We start from the raw sequence: 12,018 nt of genomic DNA, 5'->3' as shown, positions 1-12,018 counted from the left end.
CTTGATCCGATTGCGTCCCGATTGCCGGGAATTCACCCCGCCCTGCCCACGAACACGCCCCCACGTCCGACCCGGTTCCCTGCGGGGTGGGGTGGGGTGGGGTGCGCGTGGTACGCCTGCGGCGCCGCTGTCCCTCCGGGGGTGGGCGCCCAGGGCTGTTGGCCGGGTCGGGGGTGCCCGTCCTCGGTCCGGCGCGGAGTCGGTGTCTCGGGCGGTGACCGCTGCGGACGCGCCGGCCCCTGCGGGCGGTCACCCCCGCCCTGTCCCCTCCCCACCGCCCGCGACCGACCCCACCCCCTCACCATCCACCCCAGGCCCCGCACGCGGCCGACCCACCCCCGTATCCGCGGGCAGTCGTGTTGTTGGGCCCCCGTTCCCGCGGGCAGTCGTGCCCCGAGACCTCAGGGGTGGGCGCCCACCACCCCCGTATCCGCGGGCAGTCGTGCCGCTGGGGCGATGGGGGAGGGTGGGCGCGACGGCACCCCGTGAGCGCCGGGCCGCGCGACAACCCCCCGCCCGGCACCCATGCGGGGCACCCTGCACGGGGGTGGCGGCAAGCCGCACCCACGCGGGGCACCCGCAATGCGCCGGGTTGCACAACCCCCCGACCGTCAGCCCGCGTAATACGCGCGCAGGCGCGCCTGCGCCTCCGCACCCGCCGACACCCGGTCCAGCCCCAACAACCCCGCCCCCAGCACCGGACTCTCCGTCACCACCCGGGGCACCGCCTTCGGCGCCCGCTCGGCGAGGAGCGCGTGCACCCGGTCGTCCAGCAGCGGATGCCGTGCCGCCAGCACACCCCCGCCCAGCACCACCGGCGTCTCCTCGTCCAGCAGGGACAGCCGCGTCAGCGCGACGACGGCCATCGTCACGATCTCCTCGGCCTGCCGGTCGACGATCGCCCGGGCGATCCCGTCCCCCTCCGCCGCCGTGGCGAAGAGGACCGGGGTGAGCTCATGGCGCCGGGCCACCGGCACGTGTTCGAGGTGCAGTGCCTCGATCAGCGCGGGCATGCCGGACAGCCCGAAGTGCGCCGGCAGCGCGGCGGCCAGGGCCGTCGGCTCCCCGCGCCCGTCCGACGCCCGGGCCGCGTGCCACAGCGCCTCCTCCGCCAGTGCCCAACCCCCGCCCCAGTCACCGGAGATGCGCCCGATGGCCGGGAAGCGGGCGGTACGCCCGTCGGGACGCGTGCCCACGCAGTTGATGCCCGCGCCGCAGACGACGGCCACCCCCCGCGGCTCGGCGACCCCCGCGCGCAGGATCGCGAACGTGTCGTTGCGGACCTCGACGGTCGTGCCCCAGCCGCACGCCGCCAGCGCCGCCGTCAGCTGTTCCTCCTCGGCGGGGAGGTCGGCGTTGGCCAGGCAGGCCGAGACGTGGCAGACGGACGCGGCGCCGGACTCGGTGAGGGCCCGGTCGACGGTCGCGGTGAGGGTGTTCATCGCCGTGTCCAGACCGACGGCGGGGGTCCGGAAGCCCTCACCGCGTGACGTCGCCAGCACCGTCCCGTCGGACCCGATCACCGCCACGTCCGTCTTGCTGTTGCCGGCGTCGATGGCGAGGACGCCCGCGGTCAGGCCCACGTGAGGTGCTCCCGGTTGTGTGCGACGAGGTCGTCGGTGAGTTTGTCCGCGTACGCGTACTGGCCGATCAGGGGATGGGCCAGCAGAGCGCGGAAGACGCGGTCCCGGGTGCCGTGCAGGGCGGCCTCCAGGGCCAGGTTCTCGTAGGCCGTGACACTGGCCGTCAGGCCTGCGAAGAGGGGGTCCACGGGGGAGACGGGGAGCGGGTTCGCGCCCTTCGGGCCGACGGCCGCCTGGACCTCGATGACCGCGTCGTCGGGGAGGAAGGGGAGGGTGCCGTTGTTGTACGTGTTGACCACCTGGTGCGGGGAGCCCGCGCCGCGGAGCAGGGCCGCCGCCAGGTCGACCGCCGCCTCGGAGTAGTAGGCGCCGCCGCGCTGAGCCAGCAGAGCCGGTTTCTCGGCCAGGGCCGGGTCGGCGTACAGGGCCAGCAGACGGCGTTCCATGTCGGCCACCTCGGCGGCCCGGGAGGGATTGGTGCGCTGCTCCCGTACGACCTCGTCGTGCGCGTAGAAGTAGCGCAGGTAGTAGGACGGGATCACGCCCAGGCGGTCCAGCAGCGGGCGGGGGAGGCGGAGGTCGGCGGCGATGGTGCCGCCGTGGGCGGAGAGGAGGCGGGGCAGGACGTCCTCGCCGTCCGGGCCGCCCCGTCGTACCGCCCTCTCCCAGGTGAGGTGGTTCAGGCCCACGTGGTCCAGGTGGAGGCCGGCGGGGTCGGTGTCCAGGAGCGCCGCGAACTTGCGCTGGAGGCCGATGGCGACGTTGCACAGGCCGAGTGCCTTGTGGCCGGCCTGCAGCAGGGCCCGGGTGACGATGCCCACCGGGTTGGTGAAGTCGATGATCCAGGCGTCGGGGTTGGCCCGGCGTACGCGCTCGGCGATGTCCAGTACGACCGGGACGGTGCGCAGCGCCTTCGCCAGGCCGCCGGCGCCGGTGGTCTCCTGGCCGACGCAGCCGCACTCGAGGGGCCAGGTCTCGTCCTGCTGACGGGCCGCCTGGCCGCCCACCCGGAGCTGGAGGAGCACCGCGTCCGCGCCGTCCACCGCCGCGTCCAGGTCGGCGGTGGTGGTGATGGTGCCGGGGTGGTCCTGGCGGGCGAAGATGCGGCGGGACAGGGCGCCGATCAGCTCGAGGCGCTCCGTCGCCGGATCGGTGAGGACCAGCTCGGTGACGGGGAGGGTGTCCCGCAGACGGGCGAAGCCGTCGACGAGTTCGGGGGTGTAGGTCGAGCCTCCGCCGACCACGGTGAGTTTCATGTGTGTCTCCTATCCCTTCACTCCGGTGAGGGTGACGCCCTCGACGAACGCCTTCTGGGCGAAGAAGAACACGAGGATCACGGGGGCCATGACGAGCACCGTCGCCGCCATGGTGAGGTTCCGGTCGGTGTGGTGCGCGCCCTTGAAGGACTCCAGACCGTAGGAGAGGGTCCACGCGCCCGGGTTCTCCGAAGCGTAGATCTGCGGGCCGAAGTAGTCGTTCCAGGCGTAGAAGAACTGGAAGAGGGCCACGGCCGCGATGCCCGGTCTGGCCATGGGGACCACGACCCGCAGGAGCGTGCGGAGTTCGCCGCAGCCGTCCACGCGGGCCGCGTCCAGGTACTCGTCGGGGATGGTGAGGAGGAACTGGCGCAGCAGGAAGATGGAGAACGCGTCGCCGAACGCCATCGGGATGATGAGGGGCCAGAGGGTGCCGGAGAGGTCCAGCTGCTTCGCCCAGAACAGGTACATCGGGATGATGACGACCTGCGGCGGCAGCATCATCATCGAGATCACCAGCATGACCGAGAGATTCCGGCCGCCTTGAAGGCGTCCTTGTTGTAGTAGAGGCCGTAGGCGTCGCCGAGCAGGGGGAGGGCGCAGCGGGTGCCCTCGAACTGGGTGTAGTCCAGCATCGGCTTCGGGATCGTCGCCTCGAGGTCGAGCTCCGACTTCTCGATGAAGGGCTTCAGGTCCAGGAAGGCGCCGGAGGAGCAGAACTTGCCGATGTTGGACGTGGTGAAGGAAGAGACCACGTCGGGGCCCTTCGAACCGCCGGCGCGCAGCGCCTGGTTGAGCTTGTCGTCGTTGATGTTGCCGACGACCCTGACCTTGATGTCGGGGTGGGCCTTCTCGAAGCGGTCCACGTTCTCCTGGACCGCCTTCACCTCGGCGGGCGCGCTCCAGCCGTGCCAGAAGGTGATGGTCGTCCCGGCGTCGGGGTCGTCCGTGGCGCCGGATCCGGACTGGCCGGTGCAGGCCGTGGTGAGGAGTGAGAGGGAGGCGGTGGTGGCGAGTACGAGGGCCGCTTTTCTGGATATTCCGGGCATGGCGGTGCTCCCTGGGGGCAGGGGTGGGAGGGGAAGGGGCGTACGGGACGGGCTAGCGGGAGGTGTCGAAGACCTCGTCGCGGGTGGTCGCCAGCGCGCTCTCCAGCGCGCCGCGCAGCACGGGGTGTTCACGGACGTCGCCCAGGACGAGGCGGGGGCGGGGGGCGGCCAGTTCTTCCAGTTCGGCCTGGACCAGGGTGCGCAGCACCTCGCCGCCGGAGGTGAGGCCGGTGCCGCTCAGGACGACGAGTTCGGGGTCGAGGACGGAGACCAGGGAGGCGAGACCGGTGGCCAGGCGGGTCGCGTAGGTCTGGAGCAGGCGGCGGTGGGGCGTGTCGTCGTCCGGGGCCGCCGCGGCGCGTTCGAGGAGGGTGGCCGCCGTCTCGGTGTACGGGCCCTGCGGGATGTCCGCGATGCCCAGCTCGTGGGCGATGCGCGGAACGGACTGGGAGCCGGCCAGCTCCTGGAAGCCGCCGCTGTTGGCCTTGGTGACCTGCCGGACGAGGGGCGTGCCCGGCACCGGCAGGAAGCCGACCTCGCCCGCGCCGCCGGTCCAGCCCCGGTGCAGCCGGCCGCCCAGCACCAGGGCGGCGCCCAGGCCCTCCTGGTTCCACAGCAGCACGAAGTCGGTGTGGTCGCGGGCCGCGCCGTGCCGCTGTTCGGCGAGGGCGACCAGGTTGACGTCGTTCTCGTACTCGAACGGCATCGGCAGTGCGGCGGCCAGTTCGTCGAGCAGGGTGGGGGAGTGCCAGCCGGGGAGGTGGGAGGCGTAGCGCAGCCGGCCGGTGTTCGGGTCGAAGGCGCCCGGAGTCCCTATGACCAGGCGGTGGACGTCGGAGCGGGACAGTCCCGCCGCCTTCACCGCGCCGCCCACGGCGTCGGTGACCTGCTGGACGACGGGGGTCGCGGAGCGCCGGCCGGGGGTCGGCAGCTCGTAGTGGCCGACCGTGCGGCCGGTGATGTCGGCGACGGCGGCCCGTATCCGCCGGGGGGTGACATCGAGCCCGGCCGCGTGGGCGGCGGCCGGGTTGACCTCGTACAACTGGGCGTTGGGGCCGGGGCGTCCCTCGGTGGTGCCGCCGGCGAGGACCAGTCCGGCCGCTTCCAGGCGGGCCAGCAGCTGGGAGGCGGTCGGCTTGGACAGGCCGGTGAGCTTGCCGATCCGGGTGCGGGACAGCGGCCCCTGCTCCAGCAGGAGGTCCAGGGCGGTGCGGTCGTTCATGGCGCGCAGCACACGCGGGGTGCCCGGCGTACCGGCTGTTCCTGCCATGGGGTGCGACACCTGCCCTTCTCGGACTGCCCAGCTTCTCAGCGGCCGGTGCGGGACGTCCATCCGGGGCGGTCCCGCCGAGCGCCGGCCGATCACTGTTAGGAAAGTTTCCTGTCGGGTGAGGAGGAACGTAAGCCCGGTGCGAAGGGGGCGTCAAGGGGAGGCACGGGAAAGGGCGGCACCCGGTGAGTTCCGGGTGCCGCCCCGCACGAGCCGGCGGTTACTTCGTGATGTTCGGCGGGGGCAGCGGGGACGCCGCGATCGACTGCGGGGAGATCGAGCTCGCGTAGGCGGACGGGGCCGCCGTACCGGCCGTCGGGTCGGCGGCCGGAGCGTCCTCCAGGGCCGTGGCGCCGCCGACGATCCGGATGCCGGTCGCGTCGAAGGCGCGCTTGATCCGCCAGCGCAGCTCCCGCTCCACGGTCAGCGACTTGCCCGGCATGGTCTTCGCCGAGACCCGGACGACCATCGAGTCCAGCAGCACCGAATCCAGGCCGAGCACCTCGATCGGGCTCCACAGGAGCTCGTTCCAGGGCTCCTCCTTGCCCGTCTTCCCGGCGACCTCGCTCAGCGTGGCCTTCACCCGGTCCAGGTCCTCGTCCGAACGGACCGTGACGTCGACGTTGGCGGTCGCCCAGCCCTGGGAGAGGTTGCCGATCCGCTTGACCTCGCCGTTGCGGACGTACCAGATCTCGCCGTTGTCGCCGCGCAGCTTGGTCACCCGCAGCCCGACCTCGATCACCTCGCCGGAGGCCACACCCGCGTCGACCGAGTCGCCCACGCCGTACTGGTCCTCCAGGATCATGAAGACACCGGAGAGGAAGTCCGTCACCAGGTTGCGCGCGCCGAAGCCGATCGCCACGCCCGCGACACCGGCGGAGGCCAGCAGCGGGGCCAGATTGATCTGGAAGGTGCCGAGGACCATCAGCGCCGCCGTGCCCAGGATCAGGAACGACGCCACCGAGCGCAGCACCGAGCCGATCGCCTGCGAGCGCTGCCGGCGCCGCTCGGCGTTGACCAGCAGACCGCCGAGCCCGGTGGGATTCACCGCCCCACCGGTGCGGGACATCCGGTCGACCATCTTGGTGATCGCCCGCCGCACCACGAATCTCAGTACCACCGCGATGACCAGGATCAGCAGGACCCTGAGCCCGATCGCCAGCCACGTCGACCAGTTCTCCTCGACCCAGCCGGCGGCGTTGGTGGCGCTCTCCTGGGCGTCCTGGAGCGAGGGGACGACCGGGGTCCCGGACTCCGAGGGCGTCGGCGACGGACCGGCGGCCGGCAGGACGGCGGACAAGGACACGGCAGGTACCTCCAGGTGCACGATCCGCCCCTGGCGCGGCGGTCAAGTCCGGCAAGGTCACGATCGGGACACCGGACGGGGCAGAACCACCACACTAACGGGGCATTGTGCGGGGTTCGGACCACTGTGTGAAGCAGAGACCGTGCTCACCCGGGCGTGAACAGGCCATGATCCCGGGGACGCGTCGGGGTGTGGTCGAAAACACTCCCAGCCCGTTACCGGGACATGGTGGCGCTTCCACCAGGCATGAGGGGAAACTGACTACGGATCGTCCCGGCGCGAGCCACGCGCCGCCGGCGTACAAGGAGGCCATCCGTGCCGCATGTCCTGGTCCTCAACGCGTCGTACGAGCCGCTCGGCGTCGTACCGCTCCGCCGCGCGCTCGTGCTCGTCCTCGAGAACAAGGCAGTCTGCCTCGAGGAGACCGGCGCCTATCTGCACAGCGCGACCGTCACGCTCCCCGCACCCAGTGTGGTCCGGCTCAAGCGTTTCGTGCGGGTCCCCTACCGGGGGCCCGTTCCACTCACCCGGCGGGCCCTGTTCGCCCGTGACGGGGGCCGGTGCATGTACTGCGGTGGCGTCGCAACCAGCGTCGACCACGTCATCCCGCGCAGCCGGGGGGGTAAGCACGTCTGGGACAACGTGGTGGCGTCCTGCCGCCGCTGCAACCACGTGAAGGCCGACCGTCACCTGATCGAGCTGGGCTGGCGCCTGCGCCACAAACCGGCCCCGCCCACCGGTCTGGCCTGGCGCATCATCGGCACCGGCCACCGGGACCCGCGCTGGCTGCCGTACCTCCAGCCGTACGGCGCGGACGACGTGATGGCCCGCATCGACGGCATCTCCGCCTGAGACCGTGCCGGGGGCGCTCGGTTCCGGGGGTGCTGCGGACGGCCGTGAACACGTCGGCGTCGGGTGATCACGGCTGCGCGCAGGGGTCCCGGGGCGGGATGTCCCACTCGGCGTACACCGTCTTGCCCACGGTCCGTGGCTCCCAGCCCCATCGCCCGGCGACGGCCTCGACGAGGAGCGGTCCCCGCCCGAACTGATCGGCGGCACCTTCGTCCTTGCGCGGCCTCGGCAGCCGCTCACCGCACGGGTCGCTCACCTCGACCCGAAGGGTGCGGTGACCGAGAGTGATCCGCACGCGGATGAGCCGACCCCGCACGCTGCCGTGCAGCAGAGCGTTGGTCATCAACTCCGACACGACGAGGGCGACGTCACCGGCGAGCCCTGGCTGCCCCCACTCGGCGCAGATCCGCGCGGCCCGGCGCCGGGCGAGGGGGACGCTGCGCTGGGTGGGCGTGTAGTCGAGCCGGTCCTCGTGAGGGAGCGGCACGGGCAAGCGCACGGGTTCTGCCATGGGGGGATGCCTCCGAGTGGGGACGACGGTGTCTCTGCCGCGCCTGCGTGGGGCAGGCCGGTGCACTTCCGTCGAGTGAGCGATTGGGTACTTACCGTAGCGACATCCCCGTTTCGGGTGTAACTGGATCGGAGACATTTGTCTCCGCGAGGGTCGTCTCGTATCCGGCACCATGTGGGGGTGACTCGAACCACGCAACTCGGGAACCGGACGTCAACTCTCCTCGGGCGCAGGCTCGGTGGGGAACTCCTGCGCTTGCGGGAGGCTGCGGCCAAGACGCAGCAGCAGGCCGCCGAGGTCATCAGCGCGACCAACTCGAAGATCGTCAAGATGGAGCGCGGCTGGGTGCCGATGCGTGATCCGGACATCCGGGCGCTGTGCGAGTTCTACGGTCTGGCGGACGGGAAGGCAGTGGCCCAGTTGCTGGAACTGGCCAGACTCGACCGCGAGAGGCGCAAGGCGAAAGGCTGGTGGCAGGACTCACCTCACCCCGGCGCGCTGACCGAGTACATCGCCATGGAAGACGCGGCCACTCGTGTCCGTACGTGGCAGCTCTCGCTGGTGCCGGGGCTGTTCCAGACTCCGGAGTACGCACGCGCGCTGGCCGTCAGCGAGGGTGTCGGCTCCTGGGAGGACCCCGCTGAGATCGAGCGGGTCGTCGACATCCGGATGCGCCGGCAGGACCGTCTGACGGGGGAGCGTCCGCTCGAGGTGTACGCCGTCGTATGGGAGGCGGCGTTGCGGCAGTTGATCGGCGGTTCCGCGACCGTGCGACGGCAGTTGGGCCACCTGATCGAGGTTGCCGGACTTGAGAACGTACGCCTTCGGGTCCTGCCGTTCCATGCTGGAGGGCACCCGTGCATCACGGGCCCGTTCACCATCTTGTCGTTCAACGAGGTCGAGGCGATGGACGTGGTCCAGGCCGACACCATCGCGTCCAGCGTGTGGGTGGAGAACGAAGCGGCGAGCAGCGCTTACGGCGACCTCTTCGACCGCACGGCACGACAGAGCCTCGCCCAGCGGGACTCCATTCAGCTCATCGAGGCAATCCGACAGGAGATGTGACGGTGTCCGAGTTCGTCTTTGTGAAGTCCAGCTACAGCAGCACCGCCGGCGAGTGCCTGGAGGTCGCCGTCAACGTCCCGGACACCGTCGCCGTCCGTGACTCCAAGAACTCCGGCGACGGCCCGATACTCCGCCTCACGCCGCAGGCGTGGGTGCGGTTCACGGAGGTGTGGGGGCGGCCCCCTGCTCGGAGGTGACCGCAGTGCCACGGTCACCGGCGCGGCACGTGACCCCGCGGGGGACCGCCGGGCCCGACTCCACACCCCGGGGCGCCCTCACACGTACCGTGGCTTCCCCGGTCGTACCGAGCGGCGCAGCAGGGGCAGGGCCGCCGCCGCGGCCAGGAGACAGGTGACGTAGACCGCGAGCGGGACCAGGAGCGCCGCCCACGGAGAGGGCGGACGGTGATGACCGGGCCCACCACGATCGCGGCGGCGTTCGGTGTGGCCGGTGATCGCCGAGAAGTTCCCAACGGGACCGGTACTCGCTCAGTCCGCGACCGCGTACGCCTCCGCCGACCACAGGGAGTACCCGTACCGCGTCGCGCGCTTCTCGCCCTGGACGCGGATGTGGCGCACGTCCCGCTCGTCCATGCGGACGGTCTCACGGCCGCCCCGGCCGTCCCGGACCTCCGCCGCCGTACGCCAGTCGCGGCCGTCCGCCGAGACCTCCACGCGGTACGCCGACGGATACGCGTCCTGCCAGTGCAGCGCCACCCTCCCCAGCCGCACCGGGCGTTCCAGCTCGACCTGCCACCAGGCGTCGTCCTCCACGGGGGAGGACCAACGGGTGCCGGGGTCGCCGTCGTTCGCCGCCGGGGCGGGGAAGTCGGGGGTCTCGTCGGCCGAGGAGCTCGCCCGGCCGGTGCGGGCGAGGTCGGGGCCGGCGGTGCGGGGGACGGCGTGCACCGTCAGCGTGCGGGTCGCGCCGCCGAAGCCGAGCCGGACCTCGTACGGCCCGACGGGCGTGCCCGGCTTCACGGTCACCTCGACCGGCACCTCCACCGGCGTGCCGCGCGGCACGGTGAGGGCCTCCTTCGGCACCCGGACGACGAGGTTCTCCGGGGCCTCGACGGTGAGCCTGCCGCGCACCTCGTCGGGGCGCAGCGAGCCGAGGGTGGCGGTCAGCCGCCGGGTGGCGCCGATATCGGCGTCCGCGCGGTCCCCGGGCAGCTCCACGGAGGCGGCGGGCGTGTCCGCGAACCACGGCACCAGATGCCGTACCCGGGCGGGATCCGCGCCGGTGACCCGGACGGTGTCGACCGGTCCGCCGCCGGTACGCAGCTCGGTGGCGCCCTTCGCGGACAGCGCACCGAGCCTGCGCCATCCCTCACCCGGCGTCCGCGCCTCCACGGTCCCGTGTGTCCCCGGCTCGGTGAGCACCGTCACGGAGTCCACCGCGCGGGCGTGCGGCAGGTCGAGCGTGCGTTCGCCGTCGGTCCGCGTGGGCGGTTCGTGGTCGAGGCCCGCCCAGCTCCGGTAGGCCTTCTGCGCCCGGCTCAGGAACGGGTCCAGTACGCCTTCGCCGGCCGTCACCCGCGCGGAGGCCGCACCCTCCCGCTGCTCGCCCAGCGCGCGGAAGGCGGTCCAGGCGGCGGCCGCGTCCCCCGCCCGCTGTGCGCGCAGCATGTCCAGGGCCGTGGTGCCGGCCTCGCCGTAACGGGCCAGCCGGTCCGTCCACGGGGCGACCTCGGCGGCGAGTCCCGTGCCGGCCAGCCGTCCCGGCAGATCGCGCAGCGTGGTGAAGGCCGCGCGCAGCCGGACCGCCGCCCCGGTCTCCTGCGTGCCGCGTGCCGTCGGGCGGGTCCGCCAGAACTCCTCCATCAGCGGACGCAGATACGCCGACTCCTTGCCGCCCAGGACCGAGGACGCGGCGTTGCCGGCGAGCGCGGTCAGCGCCTTCTCGCGCCGGGCGTCACCCCCGGCGAGGTCGGCGATCGCGGCCCGCCAGGACTCCTGGGGGCGGTAGTCGCGCGGGTTCCAGGCGAAGTCGGCCGCCGTGAACAGCGGGATGCGGGACGCCTCGGGCTGCTCCATCGCGTTGGCGAGCAGCGCGGCCGACCCGGCGGCGACGGCCGGTTCGCGGCCCTGGTAGGGGCCGAGGAAGATCCGGCCGGGGGCGTAGTCGTTCACCGGGTAGTTGTCCATGGTCACCAGGGGGTGCCCGAACACCTCGCGTGCGTCCGCCAGTTGCCCGCCGGTGATAGTGCGGGGCACCACGCCGACCCCGGTCCACGCCACCTCGACGCCCGCGTCCAGGGCGGGCGCGAGGGCCCGCCGGTACGCGGTCGAGCCGTCCTCGTAGTACTCGGTCGGCATCAACGACAGGGCGGGGGCGTCCGGATGGCGGCCGGCCAGGTGCCGGGCCACCGCGTTCGCCACGTGCGCCTGGGCGCGGGCGGCGGCCCCGGGGCCGGACCCGAACCGGTCGGCGTCCGCCTCGCAGTGCCACTCGCTGTAGCTGACGTCCTGGAACTGGAGCTGGAAGGCGCGGAAGCCCAGCGCCCACATCGCGTCCAGTTTCCGGGTCAGCGCCCGCAGGTCCTCCTCCGAGGCGAAGCACGTCGCCTGCCCCGGCGCGACCGCCCAGCCGAGGGTGACGTGGTTGCGCCGCGCCCGATCGGCCAGCTCCCGGAACTCCGCGCGCCGCCCGGCCGGGTACGGCTCCCGCCAGCGGGCCTGCCGCAGCAGGTCCTCGCCGGGGGCGTAGAGGTACCGGTTCTGCTTGGTGCGGCCCATGAAGTCCAGCTGGGCCAGCCGCTGCCGGTGCGTCCACGGGGTGCCGTAGAAACCCTCGGTGACGCCGCGCACGGCGGTGCCCGGCCAGTCGCGTACGACGGCGGCGGTGATCGTGCCGTCCGGGCGCAGCAGCTGCCGCAGGGTCTGTACGGCGTGGAACAGGCCGTCGCCGTCGGCGCCCGTGAGGGCGACGGCGTTCCGGCCGGCGGTCAGTGTGTAGCCGCCGGCCGGGAGGGCGTGCCGGGGGTCGCCCGAGGGACGTTCCCTGCCCACGCGCACCACGAGCGCCCCCTCGGGCACCGATGCGCCGGGGGCGCTGAACCGGCGCGCCCCGGCCTCCCGCAGCAGCTCCCCGAGCGCTTCGACGGCGTACGGGTCGGCCGCTCCG

9 protein-coding genes and 2 pseudogenes are annotated in these 12,018 nt (G+C 72.8%); 3 read left to right on the top strand and 8 right to left on the bottom strand.

Features of this window, described 5'->3' with window-relative positions; translation table 11 throughout:
• Positions 1 to 611: 611 nt before the first annotated feature.
• From B9S61_RS21095 to B9S61_RS21070, 6 genes and pseudogenes are all read right to left on the bottom strand, one after another.
• A complete protein-coding gene (locus tag B9S61_RS21095) occupies positions 612 to 1,583 on the bottom strand; it encodes an N-acetylglucosamine kinase (RefSeq protein WP_103543657.1) in 972 nt (323 codons plus the stop codon).
• Positions 1,574 to 2,839 carry a 6-phospho-beta-glucosidase gene (locus tag B9S61_RS21090; protein WP_103543656.1) on the bottom strand — a complete coding sequence of 422 codons (1,266 nt, stop codon included), beginning with the start codon at positions 2,837 to 2,839 and terminating at the stop codon, positions 1,574 to 1,576. Before B9S61_RS21090 ends, B9S61_RS21095 begins: the two co-directional genes overlap by 10 nt.
• A gap of 9 nt (positions 2,840 to 2,848) precedes the next feature.
• Positions 2,849 to 3,379, bottom strand: a pseudogene (locus B9S61_RS21085) (carbohydrate ABC transporter permease); the annotation flags it as partial.
• Positions 3,367 to 3,888, bottom strand: a pseudogene (locus B9S61_RS21080) (ABC transporter substrate-binding protein); the annotation flags it as partial. The pseudogenes B9S61_RS21080 and B9S61_RS21085, both read right to left, overlap by 13 nt.
• 52 nt (positions 3,889 to 3,940) lie before the next feature.
• Complete coding sequence (locus B9S61_RS21075; RefSeq protein WP_103543655.1) at positions 3,941 to 5,158, bottom strand: ROK family transcriptional regulator; 1,218 nt, start codon at positions 5,156 to 5,158, stop codon at positions 3,941 to 3,943.
• Positions 5,159 to 5,378: 220 nt separating this feature from the next.
• The gene (locus B9S61_RS21070) at positions 5,379 to 6,464 is read right to left on the bottom strand and encodes a mechanosensitive ion channel family protein (protein ID WP_103543654.1); all 1,086 of its coding nucleotides are present in this window, start codon (positions 6,462 to 6,464) and stop codon (positions 5,379 to 5,381) included.
• A 315-nt stretch (positions 6,465 to 6,779) separates the two neighbouring features.
• Between B9S61_RS21070 and B9S61_RS21065 the strand changes: the two genes are divergently transcribed.
• Positions 6,780 to 7,316 carry an HNH endonuclease gene (locus tag B9S61_RS21065; RefSeq protein WP_103543653.1) on the top strand — a complete coding sequence of 179 codons (537 nt, stop codon included), beginning with the start codon at positions 6,780 to 6,782 and terminating at the stop codon, positions 7,314 to 7,316.
• Positions 7,317 to 7,383: 67 nt separating this feature from the next.
• Here the strand turns inward: B9S61_RS21065 and B9S61_RS21060 are convergent, their stop codons facing one another.
• Positions 7,384 to 7,827 (bottom strand): ATP-binding protein, encoded by a 444-nt coding sequence (locus tag B9S61_RS21060; RefSeq protein ID WP_103543652.1) that lies wholly within the window; start codon positions 7,825 to 7,827, stop codon positions 7,384 to 7,386.
• A 180-nt stretch (positions 7,828 to 8,007) separates the two neighbouring features.
• On the opposite strand from B9S61_RS21060, the gene B9S61_RS21055 reads away from it, so the two are divergent.
• Positions 8,008 to 8,892 (top strand): DUF5753 domain-containing protein, encoded by an 885-nt coding sequence (locus B9S61_RS21055; protein WP_103543651.1) that lies wholly within the window; start codon positions 8,008 to 8,010, stop codon positions 8,890 to 8,892.
• A gap of 2 nt (positions 8,893 to 8,894) precedes the next feature.
• Positions 8,895 to 9,089: a DUF397 domain-containing protein gene (locus B9S61_RS21050; RefSeq protein ID WP_103543650.1), complete on the top strand. Its 195-nt coding sequence runs from the start codon at positions 8,895 to 8,897 to the stop codon at positions 9,087 to 9,089.
• A 291-nt stretch (positions 9,090 to 9,380) separates the two neighbouring features.
• Here the strand turns inward: B9S61_RS21050 and B9S61_RS21045 are convergent.
• Positions 9,381 to 12,018: beta-N-acetylglucosaminidase domain-containing protein (locus B9S61_RS21045; protein WP_181007463.1), on the bottom strand; the 2,638-nt coding region annotated here is incomplete at its 5' end.

It is taken from the genome of Streptomyces sp. SM1, assembly GCF_002910825.1.
Lineage (GTDB): Bacteria > Actinomycetota > Actinomycetes > Streptomycetales > Streptomycetaceae > Streptomyces > Streptomyces okerensis.
This window is presented reverse-complemented; position numbering and strand designations above follow the sequence as displayed.